Here is a 19,050-nt window from a genome sequence, read left to right as displayed (position 1 = left end):
GTCCTAGCGGCCGATGAACTGCGGGCCCTGCGGCGGGAGCCGGAAGTCGGGGTCCGGGGCCGCGGGCACCGGGACCGGGGGCGGGTAGCCGTACCCTGACTGGGCGGTGGGCGGTGCCGCCTGCGGATAGCCGTAGGAGGGCTGGCCGGCCGGCTGCGGGTAGCCGTACGCGGGCTGTGTCGCGGCCGGCTGCTGCTGCGGATAGCCGTATCCGGGCTGCGTGACCGGCTGCGGCACCACGGCCGTGGGCTGCTCCGGCGGGAGCGGCCGCGAGACCTCGGGTCCCGCCTGGGTGGCGGCGGACCTGCCCTCGGCGTCGGCCGCCGTCCCCTCCGCGGCCGCCTCGGACTCGTCCACCGAGATCCCGAAGTCCGTCGCGAGTCCCTTCAGCCCGTTCGAATACCCCTCCCCGAGCGCCCGGAACTTCCACCCGTCCCCGCGCCGGTAGAGCTCCCCGCAGATCAGTGCGGTCTCCTCGCCGGTCTCCGGCTTGACGTCGAAGTAGGCCAGCGGCTCACCCTCGGGCGACGCCGCGTCGTACAGCAGGATGCGCAGTGACCGTACGCGATCGAACGTCACGCCATCCGCCGATGCGACCAGCAGAATCTGGCTGACGTCCGACTCGACACCGGTCAGCTCTGTCTGGATCGTGTCGGTCAGGCCCTCGGCGACACGCTTCTTGCCGAGCCGCCACACCTTCCCGGAGGGATGCCGGGGCTGGTTGTAGAAGACGAAATCCTCATCGGAACGCACACGACCGTCGGGGCCGAGGAGCAGTGCAGAGGCATCGACATCAGGGACCCCCTGCCCGGGCGTCCAGCGCAGGACGGCGCGCACCGTCGTGGCTTCGAGCGGGACGTTGGACCCCTTCAACATCGCATGACTCATGCGGTCATCCTGCCCTCTCGGTCCTGCTCACGACAATGCGGGGTCGGGCGGGCGCCGAGCCGCCCGGCGGCGCGGCCGGGAGACGTTGCCCGTCTCTGCGTTACTTGAAATTCATGCCCGGCGGGAACCCATGACATGGACTCCTACGTACTATTACCGGCCACCTTCGGCCGGTACTCAGGCCGATCAAGCACCACGGGGAAGCCATATGCGTCATTTCGGGCACATCGCCCCTGAGGTGCGACAGCGCCTCTTCCACCGGGAGCCGTGCGAGTTCACCGCCGGCTCCCCGGCCCGGCTGCTCGCCGCGGCCCTGGGCGCCACCCTGTACAGCCCGGCCACCAGGCCGCGGCTCGCCGAGGACATCGTCAAGCAGACCGGCCGCGGTGTGGTCTCGATGGTGCTGTGCCTGGAGGACTCGATCGGCGACGCGGACGTCCTGGCCGGCGAGGAGAACCTCGTGCGCCAGTTCGCCGAACTCGCCGCGTTCGGCGAGCGCGCCCCCGGGGCGGACCTCCCGCTGCTGTTCATCCGTGTCCGCGCGCCGGAGCAGATCCCGGACCTGGTCCGCCGCCTCGGTGCCACCGTCCGGCTGCTGTCCGGATTCGTGCTGCCGAAGTTCACCGAGGAACGCGGCATGCCCTTCCTGGAGGCCCTGACGATCGCCGAGGCCGCCGCCGGCCGCCGGCTCTTCGCCATGCCGGTCCTGGAGTCACCCGAGCTGCTCTACCGCGAGTCCCGGGTGGAGACCCTGGAGGGCATCTTCCGGGCCGTCGACAAGTACCGCGAGCGCGTCCTCGCCCTGCGCCTCGGCGTGACCGACTTCTGCTCCTCCTACGGCCTGCGCAGAGCCCCCGACATGACCGCGTACGACGTCCAGGTCGTCGCCTCCGTCATCGCCGACGTGGTGAACATGCTGGGACGGGCCGACGGCACCGGGTTCACCGTGACCGGGCCGGTGTGGGAGTACTTCCGGGTGCAGGAACGTATGTTCAAGCCCCAGCTGCGGCGCAGCCCCTTCCTGGAGGGCCAGGCCGAGGAGCTCCGCGAGGCCCTGATCGAGCACTCCATGGACGGGCTGCTGCGGGAGATTACGCTGGACCAGGCCAACGGTCTGCTCGGCAAGACCTGTATCCACCCCTCGCACGTGCTGCCCGTGCACGCGCTGTCCGTCGTCAGTCACGAGGAGTTCAGCGACGCCCAGGACATCCTGAGGCCGGAACTGCTCGGCGGTGGCGTGCTGAGGTCGGCGTACACGAACAAGATGAACGAGGTGAAGCCACATCGCGCCTGGGCCGAGCGGACCCTCTTGCGCGCCGAGGTCTTCGGCGTCGCCAACGAGGACATCGGCTTCGTGGAGCTGCTCGCCGCGGGGATCCCCGGGTGAGGGACGGGCGGCGGACGCCATCGGGCGTGTGAGAAGACCTCCGAAGACCTCCGAAGACCTCCGAAGACCTCCGAAGACCTCAGAAGATCTCAGAAGACCTTTGAAACCGCTGAGCAACGGCTGAACACAAGGGACGCATGGACAAGGCAGTGAACGACGCGGCCACAGGCCGGGGCGACGGGTTCGGCAACGCCGGCGGATCCGGCGGAAGCGACGGGTCCGACGGGGCCGGCGCACCGAACCGGGTCGGCCAGGGCGACGACGTGTGGTCCGGGAGCTGGGTCGCCGAGCGGCTCGGGGTCCAGCTCGAGGGCGACGACACCCTCACCGGCATGCTCGGGCTCGCCCTGCGGCGCAACCCCAAGCGGGCCCACCTCCTCGTGTCGAACGTCCTCGGCAAGCACGTACCACAGTCCCCGTCCGTCGTGTACGGCTCCGGCTTCACCCTCGGGCGCAGGGTGCACGCGCTTCTCGGCCCCGCCGGGGCGCGCCGCGCGGTCGTCGTCGGCTACGCCGAGACGGCCACCGGCCTCGGGCACGCCGTCGCCGACGGTCTCGGCCACGCCCCCTACCTCCACTCCACCCGCCGCCCCGTGACCGGTGTCGCCCGGGCCGGCGGTTTCGAGGAGTCGCACTCGCACGCCACGTCCCATCTCCTGCTGCCCGAGGACCCGCACCTCCTCGCCGGGGACGGCCCGCTGGTCCTGGTCGACGACGAGTTCTCCACCGGCAACACCGTCCTCAACACCATCGGCGCCCTCCACGAGCGCTATCCCCGCGACCGGTACGTCGTCGTCGCCCTGGTCGACATGCGCTCCAGCACCGACCAGGACCGCCTGACGGACTTCGCCACCGAGATCGGCGCCCGCATCGACCTGGTCACGGCGGCGCGCGGGACGGTGCGGCTCCCGGACGGGGTGCTGGAGAAGGGCCAGGCCCTGGTCGCCGAGCATGAGCCGGCAGCGGCCGTGCGCGCGGCTGCCGGTGCCGCCGGGCGCGGGCGGATCGGACGGGTCGATCTGCGCTGGCCGGCCGACGTGCCCGACGGCGGCCGGCACGGCTTCACCGCCGCCCACCGCACGAGGCTGGAGAACGCCCTGCCCGCCCTGGGCGCCCGCCTCGCCGAGGCGCTGCCCTCCGGCGCCCGTCGCGTCCTGGTCCTCGGCTTCGAGGAACTGATGTACGCTCCCCTGCGCCTCGCGGGTGAGCTGGAGCAACTGCTGCCCTCCACGCGGATCCGCTTCTCCACGACCACCCGTTCCCCCGTGCTCGCGGTCGACGACCCCGGCTACGCCATCCGCACCCGCCTCGTCTTCCCGGCGCACGACAACCCCGCCGACGGCCCCGGTGAGCGCTACGCCTACAACGTCGCCGGTGCCGCGTTCGACGCCGTGATCGCCGTCGTCGACTCGGCCGGCGACACCCCCGCCCTGCACGCCCCCGACGGCCTCCTCGCCCAGCTCGCGCGGCACACCCCGCACGTCCTGCTCGCGGTCGTCCCGTCGTACGTCCCCGGGACCCCGCCCGCGCCCGAAAGGCCCGCCATGCTGCCCGAGCCCCTTCGCGGCCCCGCCTTCTCCAGCTACGCGCCCGAGGACGTCGGCTGGCTGCTCCAGGACCTGTCGGACGTCACCCTGGAGGCGCCGACCGAGGAGCGCGAGGAGGCCATCCAGAGCGGCGGCGCGCACTACGCCGAGTCACTGCCGGTCGAGTACCAGCCCAGCGAGCAGTACCAGGCCCTCTTCCACGCGGCCCTGGAGACCTCCGCCGCCCGCATCGCCCACGCCGCAGGCGTCGTGACCGAGACCGTCCTCGCGGAGCGCTCCCCGCGCCCCGTCCTCGTCTCCCTCGCCCGAGCCGGCACCCCCGTCGGTGTCCTGATGCGCCGCTGGGCCCAGCACCGGCACGGCCTCGACGTGGCGCACTACGCGGTCTCGATCGTCCGTGGCCGCGGTATCGACGCCAACGCCCTGCGCTGGCTGGCCGACCGGCACGATCCCCGCGACGTCGTCTTCGTCGACGGCTGGACCGGCAAGGGCGCCATCACCCGCGAACTGGCCGCCGGGCTGCGCGAGTTCGAGGAGGCGGAAGGCGTCACCGGCTTCGACCCCGAGATCGCCGTCCTCGCCGACCCCGGCTCCTGCGTCCGCACCTACGGCACCCGCGAGGACTTCCTCATCCCGTCCGCCTGCCTCAACTCCACGGTCTCCGGGCTGATATCCCGCACCGTCCTGCGCGCCGACCTCGTCGGCCCGCACGACTACCACGGCGCGAAGTTCTACCGCGAACTCGCCGGCGCCGACGTCTCCACCCTCTTCCTCGACGCCATCTCCGCCCGCTTCGACGAGGTCACGGACGCGGTGGACGCCGCCACGAAGGAACTGCTGTCCGCCGACCGCACCCCGACCTGGGAGGGCTGGGCGGCCGTCGAGCGCATCAGCGAGGAGTACGGGATCCACGACGTGAACCTCGTCAAGCCCGGCGTCGGTGAGACGACCCGTGTGCTGCTGCGCCGCGTGCCCTGGAAGATCCTGGCCCGTGCCGGGGCGGGTCCCGACCTCGACCACGTCCGCCTGCTGGCCGAGCAGCGAGGCGTGCCGGTCGAGGAGGTCGCCGAACTCCCCTACACCTGCGTGGGGTTGATCCATCCCAAGTACACACGGGGCGCGACGGGCGCCGACGGAAAGGCGGTGGCTGTCTGATGCCGGTGCTGGTGGCGAGCGACCTCGACCGTACGCTCATCTACTCCTCCGCCGCCTTGGCGCTGACCATGCCGGACGCGCGGGCGCCCCGGCTGCTGTGCGTCGAGGTGCACGAGAGCAAGCCGCTGTCCTACATGACCGAGACGGCGGCCGGGCTGCTCACCGACCTCGCCGACGCCGCGGTCTTCGTGCCGACCACGACCCGCACCCGCAAGCAGTACCTGCGCATCAACCTCCCCGGCCCCACGCCGAAGTACGCGATCTGCGCCAACGGCGGGCATCTGCTGGTCGACGGTGTGTCCGATCCCGTCTGGCACGCGAGCGTGCAGTCGCGGCTCGCCGACGAGTGCGCGTCGCTCGCCGAGGTGCAGGAACACCTGCTGACCGCCGCCGACCCCGTCTGGGTGCGCAAGCACCGCGTCGCCGACGACCTCTTCGCCTACCTCGTCGTCGAGCGTGAACTGCTGCCCGAGGACTGGGTCAAGGAGCTCGCGGTGTGGGCGGAGAACCGGGGCTGGACGGTCTCCCTCCAGGGCCGCAAGGTCTACGCCGTGCCGAAGCCGCTCACCAAGAGCGCCGCCGTGCACGAGGTCGCCCGCCGCACCGGCGCGGACCTCGTCCTGGCCGCGGGCGACTCCCTTCTCGACGCGGATCTCCTGCTCGCCGCGGACAGGGGCTGGCGCCCGAACCACGGTGAACTGGCCGACAGCGGCTGGACCGCCCCTGACATCACCTCTCTGCCCGAGCGCGGGGTACTGGCGGGCGAACGCATCCTGCGGGAGTTCCTGCGCGTGGCGGGGGGAGCGGGCGTAGGGGAGCGGGCGTAGGGGAGCGGGCGTATGGCGAGGGTGGTGGGGCTGCTGCCGGCCGAGTGGGTGGCACCGGACGTGCGGGTGCCACCGGCCGTGCGGCGGTCTTCCGCGGCAGGCGCTATCGACTCGATCGCACCCGCGAGCGGGACGCCGGCGTCTGCCGCGCCTGCCCCTCGCCCGTGCCCGCACCTGCTGTGCCGCGGGAACCCTGGTCGTCGTGCCGTCCCCGCCTCCTCACGCCGCCGCCCGGGCGCAGCAGCCGTACGCCGATGAAGGCCACGACCGCCACCGCGGCCAGGACGAGGACGACCTTCGAATACGTGGACACCACGGCGGTCACCTCGGTCCACTTCTCACCCAGCGCGTAGCCGGCGAGGACGAACACGGTGTTCCAGATCGCGCTGCCCAGTGCGGTGAGGCCGAGGAACACCGGCAGGCGCATGCGCTCGACCCCCGCCGGGACGGAGATCAGGCTGCGGAAGATGGGGATCATCCGTCCGAAGAAGACGGCCTTCGTCCCGTGCCGGGCGAACCAGGCCTCTGTCCTCTCCACGTCCGCGACCTTCACCAGCGGCAGTCGCGCCGCCAACGCCAGCGTGCGGTCCCGCCCGAGCAGCGCCCCCACGCCGTACAGCGCGAGGGCGCCGACCACCGAGCCTGCCGTCGTCCAGATCAGCGCGGCGTACAGATTCATCTGCCCCGTGCTGGAGGCGAAGCCGGCCAGCGGCAGGATCACCTCGCTCGGCAGCGGTGGGAAGAGGTTCTCCAGCGCCACCGCGAGCCCGGCGCCCGGTGCGCCGAGGGTCTCCATGAGCTCGTTGATCCACTGTGGTGCCGGCTGCGCTGCGATGGCTGTCATGCCGGTCACGGTAGAAAACCGAAGCTGAAGAGACCCTGAGGAAGCAGGCCGGGGCAGTCCCGGTCGTGAGCCGCTCGGGCGTCAGCCGCAGCAACCTCCGCCGCAGCACCCGCCGCCACCGCCGCCCCCGCTCGCCTGCGGAGCGGGGGCGGACACCGAGCCGCCCACCGCGACGGTCGACAGGAGCTTCACCGTGTCGTCGTGGCCCGAGGGGCACGTGGCCGGGGCGGAGGACTCGGCCATGGGGCGGCTCAGTTCGAAGGTGTCGCCGCAGGTCCGGCAGCGGTACTCGTAGCGAGGCATGCCCTCAGGTTAACGGGCATCCTTCGGTGGAGGCAGGGAACGCTCGCGCGCCGCGGCGTCGCCACGCCCCTGCTCCCCGGGCTCCGGCCCGACCATGTCGGGATGGCGGGCCCGCCAGTACGGATTGTCGTGGGGCAGAGCCGAGCCGACCCTCCCGTACATCCCGAAGAACATCAGGACCACGCCCACCACGAAGCTGAACAGCACGTTCTGGATCCGGAAGGCCAGGAAGTTGTAGTCCGTGTCCAGAAGCCCCAGATTCAGGAAGCCGCTGAGGATGAAGGCGATGCCGACCACCATGTTGAGCGTGGAGGCGAAGTTGCCGCCGATCACCATGCCCACGAAGAGCAGGACGCCCACGCAGATCGACAGGACGCTCAGTGTGCCGTTGGTGTTGAGGCCCGCCACCTGGTCACCGCGGGTGTCGAAGAAGCCGACCTTGTCGATCAGACCGAGGATGCCGAAGGCGACCAGCACCAGACCCATGAGTCCGGCACCGAAGCGGTAGACCTGGTTCAGCCGGTGGTCGACGGGGAGGTGCTTGTCGAACTGGATCCGCTGCCGTGCTTCTCCGTGCGATGCGTGTATGGCCATGTCGCCTCCCAGAGGGCGATAGCGGAGGCCCTGCGTCCCTTTCCCTTCAATATCTGCCCGCCCTGCCCCGGTGGGCAACACAGGGAACCGAGATCTCGGCTTCGTCCCAGCTCAGCGCCCATGGGGCGGACGGGTCACCGGAGCGGGTCCGCTCAGTGGGCCGGACCCCCGCGCTCCTCACGGATCTGCCCCACGACACCGGCCACCGCCTGCCGGACCGCTTCCGTCTCGGTCAGGAAGTGCCAGTAGTCCGGGTGGCGGCCCTCCAGGGTGGCGACCGCGCGCTCCAGCCGCCCGACGGCTTCGTCCAGGGGACGGGCGTGACGGGGATCAGGGGTGTTGCGGCCGGCCATGGCGAGCCGCTGGGCGTCCCGGATGGCGAAGCGGGTCCGGTCGATTTCCTGCTGGGGATCCTTCTGGACGGCGTTCAGCCGCTTCAGGCGGTCGCCGGCGGCCGAGACGGCCTCGTCGGTGGAGTTCAGCAGGGCCCGGACCGTGGCCAGCAGAGCGGTCGCGTCGGGCCAGCGCTGGGCCTGGCGTGCCGTCCGGGCCTCGGTGAGCTTCTGCTCGGCCTGGCGGACGTTCTCCGCGGCCTGGGCGGGCACGGGCTGCAGGTCCTGCCAGCACGCGGCCGTGAACCGGCGCCGCAGCTCACTGAGCACCGGCTCGACCTGCCCGGCACGGGTGGTCAGGGCCTCGGCGCGGGTGCGCAGGGAGACCAGGCGGCGGTCGATCTCGGCGGCCCGCTCGGGCAGCCGTTCGGCCTCCGAGCGGATGGCCTCGGCCTCCCGGGCGACCCGCTCGGCCCGTTCCAGGGTCTGGGGGACGCCGTGCTGGCCGGCGCCCTGGTTCAGCTTGGTCAGTTCGGGGGCGAGGGCGGCGAGACGGGCGGCGAGGCCGTCCGCCTTCAGCCCCGATCCTCGTACGGTGTCGAGGGCGTTCGAGGCGGCGAGCAGGGACTGGCGGGCGCGTTCGACGGCGGGGGCCAGGCGGGCGAGCTGGGTCTCGGCCTTGCCGAGCAGGGGTCCGAGGCCGTCGGAGAAGCGGTCCAGGTCCTGCTTGACCCGGCCGAGCTCGTCCTTGGCCTCGGTGAGCTCGGTGCGGGCGCGGGCCGCGGCCGAGGCCTCCAGGTCGTCACGGTCGAGGTCGTGGGCGTCGACGGCGTTGATGTAGCGGTGGCTGGCCTCGTCGATGCGGTGGCCGAGCGCCACGAAGTCGGCGGCCGCGCGGCGGGCGGCGGGGGAGTCGTCGACGGCCGCGATCGTCTCGATGGAGATGCGCAGATCGCGCTGAGCGGTGTCGAGTTCGTAGAACGCGGCCGCGGCGGCGTCCTTCGCGGCCTGCGCCTCGGCGCGCTGATTCTCGGCCCGCCCGCCGAACCAGCGCCGGGTGCCGCCGCCGGCGAACGCGGCGGGCAGCACGAGAGCGGCGGCCAGCGGCAGGCTCATCAGGGTGAGGGCGTCACGGACACCCGCTGGGACACGGCGGCGCACAGGCGCTCTCGACGGCGAGTCCGGCTGAGGTGGTGTCGCCGTCACATCCCTCTCCCGTGCTGTCATCCGCCCTGCCCGGTGGTGTCATTCTCCCACCCGTTAAGGACGAACACACGGGGTGGTTAGTTCGCGGTCCGTACGGTGACTTTGCCGTCGCCGGTACGGACGGACACGATGTGGCGGCCGGCGTCGTCGCGGGGCACGGACACCTCGACCCCGCCGTCGCCGGTCTCGGTCGTCACGCGGTAGGTGGCCCGGGGCACCGAGACGGTGACGGATCCGTCGCCGCTGCTGGAGTCCACCAGGTCGGGTACGGCGCCCAGTTCGAGGTGGGTGGAGCCGTCGGAGGTGTGGGTGCGGACCTGGCGGGAGGTGACGTCGGCGCGGATGGAACCGTCCTGGGTGCGCAGGTCCAGCGGTCCGCTCGCGGAGCCGACGCGCACCGACCCGTCGCCGGTGGAGACCCGCACGGCGCCGGTGGCGTCGTCGACGCGGACGGAACCGTCACCGCTGTGCACCCGCACGGCACCGGTGACGTCCTGGACGCGCACCGAGCCGTCGCCGGTACGGATGTCCAGCGCCTCCTCGAAGCCGCCGGCGCGCACGCTGCCGTCGCCGTCCTTGACCTCGAGGGCGACGCCGCGCGGCACCTCGATGCGGTGCTTGGCGGCGCAGTCGGCGACGAAGCCGGAGCACCTCAACCGCAGGACCAGCCGGTCACCGTCCATGGCCCAGGTCACCTCGGGATCCCTGCCCATGACGACCGAGCCCTCGAACCAGCGGGTGACCTGGACACGGCCGTCGGGGGCCGCGTCCGAGGTGACGAGTTCCAGGGCCGAGTCGTCGGAGTCCACGGTGAGCGTGGAGCCCCGCAACGGGAAGGACCGCCGCTCGGGCTCCTGGTCGTCCCCGGCGGCCGCGCAGCCGGTGACACCCGCGACGACGACCATGACGGCCCCGGCCAGGGCGGCGGTGCGGGCGGACACGGAAGCGGACACGGAAACGGTACGGGCCATGAGATCTCCCCCTGCGGCGGTCTGCGGAACGCCTTCCGGCCGGGCCGCGGCAGCGGCCGGGAAGGCGACCACTCGACCGTACGGACCCGCCCGTCACCAGGGGATCCGGTCCGCTCCCGCATCCGGGGTGGGGATATCCCCCGGCCCTCGGACGCCGCGGCAATACGGGATTGCAGGGCACTGCCTCCGGCAAGGTAGGCTGTCGACTCGTCCTGGGCGCGTAGCTCAGCGGTAGAGCGCCGCCCTTACAAGGCGGATGTCGGCGGTTCGAAACCGTCCGCGCCCACCAGTTGCAGGACATATCGAAGGCCCAGGTCAGCGGGTAAGTACCCGGGGATCTGGGCCTTGATCTTTGTCGGCGGTTCGGGCTGCCGTGCCAGTCGCGTGCCAGATGGGCCGCGTGGGGGCCGCTTCACCTTCCGGATCTGCCCGTCGGCGTAGTCGGCGATCTGGTGGAAGTTGTTGCGGCGGAGACGCCGCCCTCCGGCGGGGGATCGGCCGGCACCGGGAGGGAGGGGCGCCGTACCCGGCTGCGGGCCGATAGGGGCGTGCGCGTCCGGGTCGTTCGCACAGCGGCGTGCTCCACCTGGACGCCGGGAACCACACCCGCTCCACGGTGTGTGGGTCGACGGCGGACTGGGAGCTGGGGAAAGTGGTGGGTTGAGGAGGAGGGCTGCTGACCGCTTCTTTCCGAAGGCCCACGAGGTGACCAACAGGAAGCCGCTGGTCCAGACGGATCACGCGCCACGCATCGTCCTGCTGTGCCACCGGGTGGTCAGGTGAGGAGGCCACAGGCCTCGGCGGAACCTGTCCCCGGCGGGGCGCCGCCTTCCGCCGATGGGCGACGTCCCGCCGTTGACTCGCCCTTGAGATTCCACCGTTCTCACTTTCCGCTGCTGTGTCATGACCGATGCAAGGTCCGGTCACTGCGCAGCGGCACGAAGTCCCAGCGCAGCCTCTGTTCCTCGTCCACCACCGGCGTGTAACCGTTCACGGGCTGGGAGGTCTCAAGAGACGTGGCGATCGCCTCCATCAGTAGCGGCAGGGACGTCCACATCTCGTGCGATACGCGCATGATGCCTTCCACGGCCTCGGCTTCGTGGACGCGCCCCCGGTCGATCTCGGGACGGTGGTCCAGCACGAGATGACCCCCGCCGACGGCTCGCGCGATGGGGATCAACTGCGGGTGTCCGTACAGGACGCTGCTGGTCCCGATCTTCATGAAGTCGTTGTCCGCCTCTTGTCCCATCTCATCCATCGTGCGCTCGTCGTGGAAGCCGGTGAGAAGTTGCCACGCAGCCGCTATCTCGCGTGCACTCATCGGTCTGTAGAACCCTGGCAGCAGTGAGCCCCGCTGGTCGAGGAGACCGTCGTGCCGCAACAGCGAGCTCACCAAGGGCTTCAGCAGTGGCCGGCCGATGACGCGATCGATCGCGGCGATGTCCGCCGGATCCGCGGGCGGCGCCAGCGCGGCGTAGGTCGCCGGGGCGTGCCCGGCCAGCCAGTCCTCGATGCGTGTCCACGACTCACTGATCGGTGTGGTCATGACACGGCATCCTGCCACCCGGTGCCGACAACTCCCGAGGACCGGCCTCGGCAACTCGTTGCGACCGTCGCACACGGGCCGCATTACCGGCCGGGCTCCGCGTGCACGCGGAGCCCGAACTCACCGTTCGGCAGCCGGATGCAGGCCGGTGTGAGGTGCAACTCCCGTCAGCGGTAGGCATTGCGGCGGGTGATGCCGCCCAGTTCGTCGAGAGCCTGCCGCGTGGTGAGCAGCTCGGCTGCCTTCGTACGGGTGGTACACCGGCCGACCGTAGGCGTTAAGGCCTCGGCCTGGCCCAGGGGGACCGGCCGGCTCGGGTCTGGCGTGCCCGGCGGGTCGGCGCAGTCCCGGTGGCTTCCCCGGCCCCTGCGCGCGAGCGCCCCGCGGCGCGCCTTGAAGGGTCTAGTCGATCTGCTCCCCGTCTTGCGTGCCGCCCTTGCAGTAGTTGCCCTCCTCGTTGATCGCGGGCGTTCCGCCGCCCTGCCTGCACTCGGAAGGGGTGACGACGGAGGGGGCACCCTGTGCGGTGGCGGCTCCTGTGAGGCCGAGTCCGGCGAGGGCTGCCGTGGTGAAGACGGCGGCGAGGATTCGTCGAATGCGCATGTGGTTCCCCTTTCAAGAGTTGCCTCGGTTGGGGCACTAGTCCGTTCGATCTTCGCCCAGGTGGGTGATGGGTGGCGCGTTATGCTGCGCCATTCGGGTGAAATTGCTGTCGGATGCGGGGTCGGTGACGCGACCCGTTGAACAGGCATGGAGCGAAAAAGCCATCCCGTCAGGGAGGAGTGGTCTCTTCGTTGTTCCGCAACTCGGCGCGGACCCTCGGTGCCCAGGACGGGCGGGGGAGGGGATGCGACGCTGGAGTGAGGGGCCCGGGAGCGAGTGGAGGTCCGAGTGCGTCTCCGTCTCGTGCGGTCCGGGGCCCTGTCCTTCGGTCTGGCGCCAGGTTTTGGGGCGGCTCAAAGGATGCGACGCAGCATCGTGCGGTCAGTCTGTGAACCCGCCGGCCGGAGGTGCCACTCATCGAGCGTCGCCATGCGGCCTGAGCACGTTGATCCGGCCCGCCGGAACCAGGACCGCGTGGCCAACCCATGAGGCAGGTGTGTCCTATGCGTACGCAGACCCGTATCGCCGGTGCCGTCGCCGGCTTGACGCTCACCTTCGGCGGTGCGGTCCTCGCCGCCCCCGCGGTTCGGGCGGACATCCCCGCCTGTACGCGGATGGCCGAGCTGGCCGGTGCCACCGCGTCCGACTCCGTCACAGCGGCCTGCGGCCGTGGCGTGGTCGGAGACCTGCAAGGTTGCGTGACCGGGCTGACCGGGGCCGGAGTGGCGGGCGGCGCCGCGACCGGTGCCTGCCGGGCGGCGGCCCACGAACCGCGTTAGAGGTGCCGATGCGGACGGTCGAGGCCGGTGACATCAGGCCGCTCCGCCGCCGGGCAGTCGTCGCCGGGCGCGGCGCCGAGCCTCGCCTCGCCTCGCCTCGCGGGCCTCATACGCAGCGCCCATGCTGAGTAACACGGGTTCTTGTCCGCAACGCCCGTGGATTCCGGCGGGCATCGGGAGACGAAAGGTCACTCATGCCTCACTCCATGCGCGCGCTCGTGGCCGCGAAGGTCGGCGAGCCCACCGATGTCCTGCGGCTGGAATCCCGGCCTGTTCCCACGCCGCAAGCCGGTCAGGCGCTGATCCGTGTGAAGGCGACGCCGGTGCACGCCAGTGATCTGCACGTGCTGCGCGGCCGCTACGGTTTCTCCCCCGAATTTCCCACTGTCGGGGGCCACATGGAATGCGTCGGCCATGTGGAGGCCCTGGGCCCGGACACCGAGGGTCCGGAGATCGGCGAGCGCGTGGTGGTCGCCGCGGTCCCGGCGGTACCCGGACCCCCTGTGTCCGGCACCTGGCAGGAATACCGTGTCGCCGACATCCGACGGATCGTCCCGGTCCCCGACCGGCTGAGCGACTCCAGCGCCTGCCAGCTCGCCGTCAATCCGCTGACCGCGCTGCTCCTGGTGACCCACGAACCCGACGCACAGCCGGGTGATTGGCTGTTGCAGACGGCCGCGGGCTCCACCGTCGGCAGGCTCGTCATCCAGCTGTCCCGGCATCTGGGCATTCGCACGATCAATGTCGTGCGGCGCCGCGACGCCGTCGAGGAGACCAAGGCGTTCGGTGGCGACGAGGTCATCTGCACCGAGGACGAGGACCTGTTGCAGCGGGTGGCCGAGACAGCTGGTCCGGCCGGCGTGCGCAAGGCCGTCGACTGCGTGGCGGGGCCCGTGGGAGCCCAGGTGTCCCAGGCGCTGGCTCCTGGGGGAGAGGCCGTGGTGTACGGGGCGCTGTCCACCCATCGGCATACCGACCCGGCGGCATTGACGATCCCGCTGCAGGCACGCTCGGTCATCTAGGAGACCAAAAGGGTCCGTGGCTTCTGGCTGAACCGCTGGTTCGGCGCCGCCTCGCCCGAGGATGCGCTGCAGGCGCTGTCCCGGGTCCGCAGTCTCGTCACTGACGAGGTGCTGAGCGTTCCCCAGGGTCAGCCCTTCCCGCTGGAACGCTTCACGGAAGCCATCGCTCTCGCCGAAGCACCCGCACATGGCGGCAAACCACTTCTCGTCTTCGAAGACGACCGGGACGAACAGGCCGCGTAGGCAACGGCCCTGCCCGACGGGCTCGAAAACCGGTGGAGCGGCGCCGCCGTGCGCCGTTACCGTGCAGCCGAGCCAAGTCGTCCAGCCAAAGGCCTGCCGTTGTACACCGTGTGAGACCTCCCAAGCGCTGAATCGTCGCGCGTCGCGCAGCTGCGCCGCGCTCCTTTTTGCTGCGGATTTCTCACTGGAACCGGTGTACTTCTGTGCTCTTCACCTGGGTGGTCATGCCCACCTGCCTGCCGCTCGTTCTCCGCCGTTGCCACGCATGCGTGTCCGGGCGCTTCCGGGCAAGCGGCAAGTTCCGTGTCAACGCGAACCACAAGCTCATCGACGCCTGGCTCCTCGTGCTGTGTTCCACGTGCGGGGAGACGGCGAAGCTCACGGTCCTGGAGCGGGTCAATGTGCGCTCCGTACGGCCCGAGTTGCTGGACCGGCTGCACGACAACGACCCCGGGCTGACAGCCGAGCTGCTCCGGGACCCGGTCGTGCGGCGCCGTAACCGCATCGCCCTCGACTGGGGCGACGCCTGGCGCCTCGACACCGGGGGAGCGGATCATCTGGATCGCGAGGTGATCGACGTCTCGGTGCGCTTCGCGGCGCGCATCCCTGTCCGGCCGGTGCGGCTGATCGCCGAAGGCTGCGCGCTTTCGCGGGCCGAGGCCGGGAGACTGATCACGGAGGGGAAGCTCGTCTCGGCAGTCCGGCTGAACGGCAAGCTCTCCGGCGACTTCACCTTCACGCTCAAGCGCTGAACCCCGCTCGGGGCCAGGGCGGTCCGGCGACTGCGGCCGGACCGCCCTGGTCGCCGGGCAACCGGGGGCGCTCACCAGGCGCTCAGGCATCGGTAGTCGGCGTTGGCGCCGGCGAGGCGGGTACGGCTGCTGCGGGTTCCGCTGAGGTCAGCTCGGTGCGGGGCCCTGCGAGTGCTTCAGTTCGGCTCGGGCGTCCACGCGGTCCGGGCCCGTTACTTCCGACCAGTAGCGGTGGGTGGTGACGAAGATCGCGAGTTCGCGTTCGCGGCGGCGGAGCTTCTCGACCTCTGCCTGCTCGTCGGCCGTCCAGCCGGGGGAGGCGGGGCGTTCGATCTTGCGCCAGCCGCCCGCGTCGCTGAAGCCGTCCAGGGGCTCGACCGACCAGGGGAGCCGCTTCAGCAGGGCCGTCAGCTCGGCCCGGACCTGATGCAGCTCCTCCTGACCGGCACGGAGGTCGCTAGGGAAGTCATAGGTCGTCGCCACGGCCGCAATGGTACGCCTGTTCGATTTAGCGTGGCGAGTCGGTCGCCGTTGTTCATGCGAACGGGTGTACGTGCGGGAGGCGTGGGGCCGTGAGCTGCGGGTGGTGAGTCAACCGGGCGGGTCGGGTCAGGGGCTGGTCTCGCCCAGGACCCTCGCCGTGAAGGCGGCCAGCTCGGTTCGCAGATGCCCCCGGGAGAGCTTCCGCGGGCCCGCCAGGTGGTCGACGAGGTCCGCGCGGACCGCGGCCAGCAGGGCGTGTGCCGTGAAGTCGCTGCCGGTGAAGCCAGGGAGCCGGTCCAGGGTGTCCCGGAGTGTGGCGTGCCACCAGTCGTAGTGCGGGGTGCGGTACGGGCTGCTGCCGGCGCCCGCCTCCTCCAGGGCCAGGGAGAGGTGGCGGTGGTCGAGCTTGAAGCTCAGGAGGGTGTCGAGGAGAGCCGGAACGCGTTCCCGGGGTGGGGTGCCGGGGCCGAGGGGGCGGGGCCCTTCCGCGACGGCGCGGCGGATCGGTTCCAGGCGCGCCTCGTACAGGGCGCGGATCAGGCCCGGGCGGTCGCCGAAGCCACGGAACAGCGTGCCCTTGCCGACGCCGGCGGCGGTCGCGATGTGGGCCATGGTGACCTGCTCCGGGCTGTCGCTCTCGGCGAACAGCCGGTCGGCTGCCGCGAGGACGGCCTCGCGGTTGCGCGCGGCATCCGCGCGGGGTTTGCGTTCGGGCACGCCACATCCTCCAGGGTCGTGCGGGCGGGTCGACGGCTTTGACGGGTTGCTAAGCGGACCAGCGGTCCGTATTGTGGCCGGCGCGGTAAGCGGACCTGCGGTCCGTATAAGCCGCCATCGTATCCGAGAGGACTCCCATGACCCCACCCGTGCAACCGGCGGAGCTGTACCGACACGGTCTGCGGCTGCTGCTCGACAAGGACATCCCCGCGTGGGTCGACCTCTGGGCCGAGGACGGGGTGTTCGAGTTCCCGTTCGCGCCCCAGGGATGGCCGAGGCGACTGGAGGGCAAGGCCGCCGTCGCCGCGTACATGCGTGACTATCCCGACCACATCGACCTCCAGGACTTCGCCGATGTGAAGATCCACCGGACCGACGACGTCAGGACCGTCGTGGTCGAGATGCGGGGCGTGGGGCGGCTGGTGAAGAGCGGAGCGCCCTTCGACATGACGTACATCGCCGTCGTGACGGTCGCCGACGGCCGGATCACGCACTACCGCGACTACTGGAACCCGCTCGCCCTGCCCCAGGGCGGCGCGGCCGACTTCGCGAGGGCGGACGGCCGATGACGACGACTCTGGTGATCGGAGCGACCGGCACCACCGGCAGCCGCGTGTGCGCACAACTGGCCGCGCGGGGAGTGCGGGTCAGGGCGGCCGGCCGGCGGGCCCCCGGCGGGCCGGGGACGGTGCGCTTCGACTGGTACGACCCCAGCACCCACGACGCCGCGCTCGACGGCGCCGACCGGGTCTACCTCGTCCCGCCCGTCGGGACCGCCACGCCCGCCGAGATCATGCTGCCCTTCCTGGAGAAGGCCCGGGTGGCGGGCGTACGCCGGGCGGTGCTGCTCAGTTCCTCGGCGATCCCGCCAGGAGGCCCGGCCGTGGGGCAGGTGCACGAGGCGCTGCCCTCGCTGTTCGAGGAGTGGGCGGTGCTGCGGCCGTCCTGGTTCATGCAGAACTTCACCGGCCACCACCTGCACGCCCGGACGATCCGCGAAGAGGGCGTGATCAGGACCGCGGCGGGCGAGGGGCGGGTCGCGTTCGTGGACGCCGACGACATCGCGGCCGTCGCCGCGCACGCCCTGACCGATGCCGAGGCACCCGGCACCGACCTCGTCGTCACCGGCCCGCGGGCGCTCAGCCACGCCGACGTCGCCGCGGTCCTCACCGAGGTCACCGGGCGTGAGGTCACCCACCAGCGGCTGACGTACGACGAGATGCGCGAACGCCTGGCGGCCGGCATGCCGCAGGAGTTCGCCGCCATGCTCGCCGGGATGGATCGCGCGATCGCCGAGGGCGCGGAGGACCGGACCACCGGTACCGTCCTGCGCCTCACCGGCCGTCCGCCGCGTGACTTCCGGACCCATGTGGAGCGCGCCGTACGTCGGTAGGCTCGGGGTCATGGTGCAGAGCAAGGCCGAAGACGTCGACACGTATCTCGCCGAGGTGCCGCAGGAGCGCCGGGAGGCGCTGAGCCGGCTGCGGGCGCTGTGCGTCGGGGAGTTGGCGGGGTTCCGTGAGGTGATGGCGTACGGGATGCCCGCCTATGAGCGGGACGGCACCGCCGAGATCGCCTTCGCCGGCCAGAAGCAGTACATCTCCTTCTATCTGATGCGCGGCGACGTCCGCGAGGCCTTCGAGGAACGGCTCGCCGCGCAGGACATGGGCAAGGGGTGCCTGCGCTTCCGCAAGCCCGAGCTGATCGACTTCGAGCTGGTGCGTGATCTGCTGAAGGCGACGGCCGCCGGGCCCGGGCAGGTCTGCTGATCGCTGCGCCGGGGTCCCATGTGGCGCCGGCGGGGTGTCAGTGGCCGGCTGCCCGCAACTCCCGCACCAGCTTCGCCGCCACGGGGGTGGGTACGTCGTGCTGCTCGCCCGCGCGCAGCAGCGCGCCGCCGATCGCGTCCAGCTCCAGCGGCCGTCCTGCCTCGGCGTCGCGCTGCATGGAGGACTTGGTGCCCGGCGGGAAGGCGTCGAAGCGGGCGAGTGCCTCGGCCGGGTCGGCGGGGCCGCCGCAGGCGCGGCTGACGGCGGCCGTTTCGGCGACCAGGGCGGTGAGTTCGTCGCGGTGGTGGACGCGGATGTCGCCGAGGGGGCGGGCGTAGCGGGTGGTGAGCAGGGCGAAGGGGGCGAGGAACGACATCTTCGCCCACAGGGCGGCCGCCTCGTCGTCCAGGACGCGGGTGGTGAGGCCGGCGCCGGCGAAGGCGGCGGCCAGTGTGTCGAGGCGGGGGCGGGGGACGGGGCCGCCGGTGAGGTCGATCTCGGCGAAGGGGCTGGTGTGCTCGATCTCGCCGGGGGCCACGCGGGTCGACTCGACGCGGATGACGGCCGGGGCGACCTGGCCGGGGCGGTAGCGGGAGCGGAGGCGGGCGGGGTGCTCGACGCCGTTGAGGAAGGGGACGAGCACGGCGCCGCCGAGGGCGGGGGCGGGGACGCGGGGCAGCGCCGCGTCGAGGGTGGTGGCCTTGACGGTGATCAGGCAGGCGTCGACCGGTTCACGGAGTTCGGTGTCGGCTTCCACGGGGACGGTGAACTCGCCGTGACGGGAGCTGCGGACGTGGATGCCGGTGGTGCGCAGGGTGTGGGCCGTGGTGTCGCCGGCCAGGCAGATCACCCGATGGCCCGCGCGGGCGAGCAGGGCGGCCAGCAGACCGCCCACGCCGCCGGGGCCCAGCACGGCGACGGTGAGATCGCGCGGTGTGGTGGGAGTGGTGTCCTTGCCGTACGCCATGTCTCGCTCCTCCTGCCGGTCGGCCCCGGAGGGTGGCCGCCTGGGAGCCGATCATGACAGGCGGGCGGGCCCGGCGGTGGCGCCGCTTCGGACCGGGAGGTACGGACTGCGAGAC

Annotated in this window: 21 protein-coding genes and 1 tRNA gene; 11 read left to right on the top strand and 11 right to left on the bottom strand. The window is 71.7% G+C overall.

Annotated features, from left to right (window positions below):
* Positions 1-3: 3 nt before the first annotated feature.
* Positions 4-888 carry a TerD family protein gene (locus ACIHCM_RS02545; RefSeq protein WP_399887984.1) on the bottom strand — a complete coding sequence of 295 codons (885 nt, stop codon included), beginning with the start codon at positions 886-888 and terminating at the stop codon, positions 4-6.
* Between the two features lie 208 nt (positions 889-1,096).
* Between ACIHCM_RS02545 and ACIHCM_RS02540 the strand changes: the two genes are divergently transcribed.
* The 3 genes from ACIHCM_RS02540 to ACIHCM_RS02530 all read left to right on the top strand — a co-directional run bounded on the left by ACIHCM_RS02540 (position 1,097) and on the right by ACIHCM_RS02530 (position 5,804).
* Complete coding sequence (locus ACIHCM_RS02540) at positions 1,097-2,275, top strand: HpcH/HpaI aldolase/citrate lyase family protein (RefSeq protein ID WP_399887982.1); 1,179 nt, start codon at positions 1,097-1,099, stop codon at positions 2,273-2,275.
* Between the two features lie 137 nt (positions 2,276-2,412).
* The gene (locus ACIHCM_RS02535; protein ID WP_399887980.1) at positions 2,413-4,977 is read left to right on the top strand and encodes a phosphoribosyltransferase; all 2,565 of its coding nucleotides are present in this window, start codon (positions 2,413-2,415) and stop codon (positions 4,975-4,977) included.
* Positions 4,977-5,804: an HAD family hydrolase gene (locus ACIHCM_RS02530; protein WP_399887978.1), complete on the top strand. Its 828-nt coding sequence runs from the start codon at positions 4,977-4,979 to the stop codon at positions 5,802-5,804. Before ACIHCM_RS02535 ends, ACIHCM_RS02530 begins: the two co-directional genes overlap by 1 nt.
* Before the next feature lie 103 nt (positions 5,805-5,907).
* Here ACIHCM_RS02530 and ACIHCM_RS02525 read toward each other — a convergent pair whose 3' ends face one another.
* From ACIHCM_RS02525 to ACIHCM_RS02505, 5 genes are all read right to left on the bottom strand, one after another.
* A complete protein-coding gene (locus ACIHCM_RS02525; protein ID WP_399887976.1) occupies positions 5,908-6,648 on the bottom strand; it encodes a DedA family protein in 741 nt (246 codons plus the stop codon).
* Positions 6,649-6,729: 81 nt separating this feature from the next.
* Positions 6,730-6,951, bottom strand: coding sequence for a zinc ribbon domain-containing protein (locus ACIHCM_RS02520; protein ID WP_399887974.1), 222 nt, complete (start codon positions 6,949-6,951; stop codon positions 6,730-6,732).
* Positions 6,952-6,960: 9 nt separating this feature from the next.
* Positions 6,961-7,545 carry a DUF4383 domain-containing protein gene (locus ACIHCM_RS02515; RefSeq protein ID WP_399887972.1) on the bottom strand — a complete coding sequence of 195 codons (585 nt, stop codon included), beginning with the start codon at positions 7,543-7,545 and terminating at the stop codon, positions 6,961-6,963.
* Between the two features lie 152 nt (positions 7,546-7,697).
* Positions 7,698-9,083 (bottom strand): hypothetical protein, encoded by a 1,386-nt coding sequence (locus tag ACIHCM_RS02510; RefSeq protein ID WP_399887970.1) that lies wholly within the window; start codon positions 9,081-9,083, stop codon positions 7,698-7,700.
* Between the two features lie 77 nt (positions 9,084-9,160).
* On the bottom strand, positions 9,161-10,054 hold the full coding sequence (locus tag ACIHCM_RS02505; RefSeq protein ID WP_399887968.1) for a DUF4097 family beta strand repeat-containing protein: 894 nt from the start codon (positions 10,052-10,054) through the stop codon (positions 9,161-9,163).
* Positions 10,055-10,268: 214 nt separating this feature from the next.
* Here ACIHCM_RS02505 and ACIHCM_RS02500 point away from each other — a divergent pair.
* Positions 10,269-10,343 (top strand) — tRNA-Val (locus ACIHCM_RS02500).
* Positions 10,344-10,955: 612 nt separating this feature from the next.
* Here ACIHCM_RS02500 and ACIHCM_RS02495 read toward each other — a convergent pair.
* Both ACIHCM_RS02495 and ACIHCM_RS02490 read right to left on the bottom strand, forming a co-directional pair.
* On the bottom strand, positions 10,956-11,600 hold the full coding sequence (locus tag ACIHCM_RS02495) for an SMI1/KNR4 family protein (RefSeq protein WP_399887966.1): 645 nt from the start codon (positions 11,598-11,600) through the stop codon (positions 10,956-10,958).
* Between the two features lie 402 nt (positions 11,601-12,002).
* Complete coding sequence (locus ACIHCM_RS02490) at positions 12,003-12,203, bottom strand: hypothetical protein (RefSeq protein ID WP_399887964.1); 201 nt, start codon at positions 12,201-12,203, stop codon at positions 12,003-12,005.
* A gap of 503 nt (positions 12,204-12,706) precedes the next feature.
* Between ACIHCM_RS02490 and ACIHCM_RS02485 the strand changes: the two genes are divergently transcribed.
* From ACIHCM_RS02485 to ACIHCM_RS02470, 4 genes are all read left to right on the top strand, one after another.
* On the top strand, positions 12,707-12,982 hold the full coding sequence (locus ACIHCM_RS02485) for a hypothetical protein (RefSeq protein WP_399887962.1): 276 nt from the start codon (positions 12,707-12,709) through the stop codon (positions 12,980-12,982).
* Between the two features lie 194 nt (positions 12,983-13,176).
* On the top strand, positions 13,177-14,004 hold the full coding sequence (locus ACIHCM_RS02480; protein WP_399887960.1) for a zinc-dependent alcohol dehydrogenase family protein: 828 nt from the start codon (positions 13,177-13,179) through the stop codon (positions 14,002-14,004).
* 108 nt (positions 14,005-14,112) lie between these two features.
* On the top strand, positions 14,113-14,247 hold the full coding sequence (locus ACIHCM_RS02475) for a hypothetical protein (RefSeq protein WP_399887958.1): 135 nt from the start codon (positions 14,113-14,115) through the stop codon (positions 14,245-14,247).
* A gap of 203 nt (positions 14,248-14,450) precedes the next feature.
* Positions 14,451-14,999 carry a DUF1062 domain-containing protein gene (locus tag ACIHCM_RS02470; protein ID WP_399887956.1) on the top strand — a complete coding sequence of 183 codons (549 nt, stop codon included), beginning with the start codon at positions 14,451-14,453 and terminating at the stop codon, positions 14,997-14,999.
* Positions 15,000-15,146: 147 nt separating this feature from the next.
* Here ACIHCM_RS02470 and ACIHCM_RS02465 read toward each other — a convergent pair whose 3' ends face one another.
* Both ACIHCM_RS02465 and ACIHCM_RS02460 read right to left on the bottom strand, forming a co-directional pair.
* Entirely contained in the window at positions 15,147-15,482 is a 336-nt protein-coding gene (locus ACIHCM_RS02465) for a hypothetical protein (RefSeq protein ID WP_399887954.1), read from the bottom strand.
* A gap of 126 nt (positions 15,483-15,608) precedes the next feature.
* The gene (locus tag ACIHCM_RS02460) at positions 15,609-16,199 is read right to left on the bottom strand and encodes a TetR/AcrR family transcriptional regulator (RefSeq protein WP_399887953.1); all 591 of its coding nucleotides are present in this window, start codon (positions 16,197-16,199) and stop codon (positions 15,609-15,611) included.
* 137 nt (positions 16,200-16,336) lie between these two features.
* Here ACIHCM_RS02460 and ACIHCM_RS02455 point away from each other — a divergent pair, with 137 nt between their 5' ends.
* Genes ACIHCM_RS02455 through ACIHCM_RS02445 form a run of 3 tightly spaced genes read left to right on the top strand, consistent with a single transcriptional unit; the run spans position 16,337 to position 17,968 of the window.
* Complete coding sequence (locus ACIHCM_RS02455) at positions 16,337-16,768, top strand: nuclear transport factor 2 family protein (protein WP_399887951.1); 432 nt, start codon at positions 16,337-16,339, stop codon at positions 16,766-16,768.
* Positions 16,765-17,592 carry an NAD(P)H-binding protein gene (locus ACIHCM_RS02450; RefSeq protein ID WP_399887949.1) on the top strand — a complete coding sequence of 276 codons (828 nt, stop codon included), beginning with the start codon at positions 16,765-16,767 and terminating at the stop codon, positions 17,590-17,592. The genes ACIHCM_RS02455 and ACIHCM_RS02450 overlap by 4 nt, the downstream gene beginning before the upstream one ends.
* Positions 17,593-17,602: 10 nt before the next feature.
* Positions 17,603-17,968 (top strand): iron chaperone, encoded by a 366-nt coding sequence (locus ACIHCM_RS02445; RefSeq protein ID WP_399887947.1) that lies wholly within the window; start codon positions 17,603-17,605, stop codon positions 17,966-17,968.
* A gap of 37 nt (positions 17,969-18,005) precedes the next feature.
* Here the strand turns inward: ACIHCM_RS02445 and ACIHCM_RS02440 are convergent, their stop codons facing one another.
* The gene (locus ACIHCM_RS02440; RefSeq protein WP_399887945.1) at positions 18,006-18,935 is read right to left on the bottom strand and encodes a ketopantoate reductase family protein; all 930 of its coding nucleotides are present in this window, start codon (positions 18,933-18,935) and stop codon (positions 18,006-18,008) included.
* Between the last annotated feature and the right edge of the window lie 115 nt (positions 18,936-19,050).

It is taken from the genome of Streptomyces sp. NPDC052023, assembly GCF_044548465.1.
Lineage (GTDB): Bacteria > Actinomycetota > Actinomycetes > Streptomycetales > Streptomycetaceae > Streptomyces.
Note: the sequence above shows the minus strand (reverse complement) of the source record. Positions and strands in the feature narration are given on the sequence as shown.

Coding starts and splice junctions, on each gene's coding strand:
- ACIHCM_RS02545 (WP_399887984.1), bottom strand. CDS start 888: ATGAGTCATGCGATGTTGAAGGGGTCCAACGTCCCGCTCGAAGCCACG.
- ACIHCM_RS02540 (WP_399887982.1), top strand. CDS start 1,097: ATGCGTCATTTCGGGCACATCGCCCCTGAGGTGCGACAGCGCCTCTTC.
- ACIHCM_RS02535 (WP_399887980.1), top strand. CDS start 2,413: ATGGACAAGGCAGTGAACGACGCGGCCACAGGCCGGGGCGACGGGTTC.
- ACIHCM_RS02530 (WP_399887978.1), top strand. CDS start 4,977: ATGCCGGTGCTGGTGGCGAGCGACCTCGACCGTACGCTCATCTACTCC.
- ACIHCM_RS02525 (WP_399887976.1), bottom strand. CDS start 6,648: ATGACAGCCATCGCAGCGCAGCCGGCACCACAGTGGATCAACGAGCTC.
- ACIHCM_RS02520 (WP_399887974.1), bottom strand. CDS start 6,951: ATGCCTCGCTACGAGTACCGCTGCCGGACCTGCGGCGACACCTTCGAA.
- ACIHCM_RS02515 (WP_399887972.1), bottom strand. CDS start 7,545: ATGGCCATACACGCATCGCACGGAGAAGCACGGCAGCGGATCCAGTTC.
- ACIHCM_RS02505 (WP_399887968.1), bottom strand. CDS start 10,054: ATGGCCCGTACCGTTTCCGTGTCCGCTTCCGTGTCCGCCCGCACCGCC.
- ACIHCM_RS02495 (WP_399887966.1), bottom strand. CDS start 11,600: ATGACCACACCGATCAGTGAGTCGTGGACACGCATCGAGGACTGGCTG.
- ACIHCM_RS02490 (WP_399887964.1), bottom strand. CDS start 12,203: ATGCGCATTCGACGAATCCTCGCCGCCGTCTTCACCACGGCAGCCCTC.
- ACIHCM_RS02485 (WP_399887962.1), top strand. CDS start 12,707: ATGCGTACGCAGACCCGTATCGCCGGTGCCGTCGCCGGCTTGACGCTC.
- ACIHCM_RS02480 (WP_399887960.1), top strand. CDS start 13,177: ATGCCTCACTCCATGCGCGCGCTCGTGGCCGCGAAGGTCGGCGAGCCC.
- ACIHCM_RS02455 (WP_399887951.1), top strand. CDS start 16,337: ATGACCCCACCCGTGCAACCGGCGGAGCTGTACCGACACGGTCTGCGG.
- ACIHCM_RS02450 (WP_399887949.1), top strand. CDS start 16,765: ATGACGACGACTCTGGTGATCGGAGCGACCGGCACCACCGGCAGCCGC.
- ACIHCM_RS02445 (WP_399887947.1), top strand. CDS start 17,603: ATGGTGCAGAGCAAGGCCGAAGACGTCGACACGTATCTCGCCGAGGTG.
- ACIHCM_RS02440 (WP_399887945.1), bottom strand. CDS start 18,935: ATGGCGTACGGCAAGGACACCACTCCCACCACACCGCGCGATCTCACC.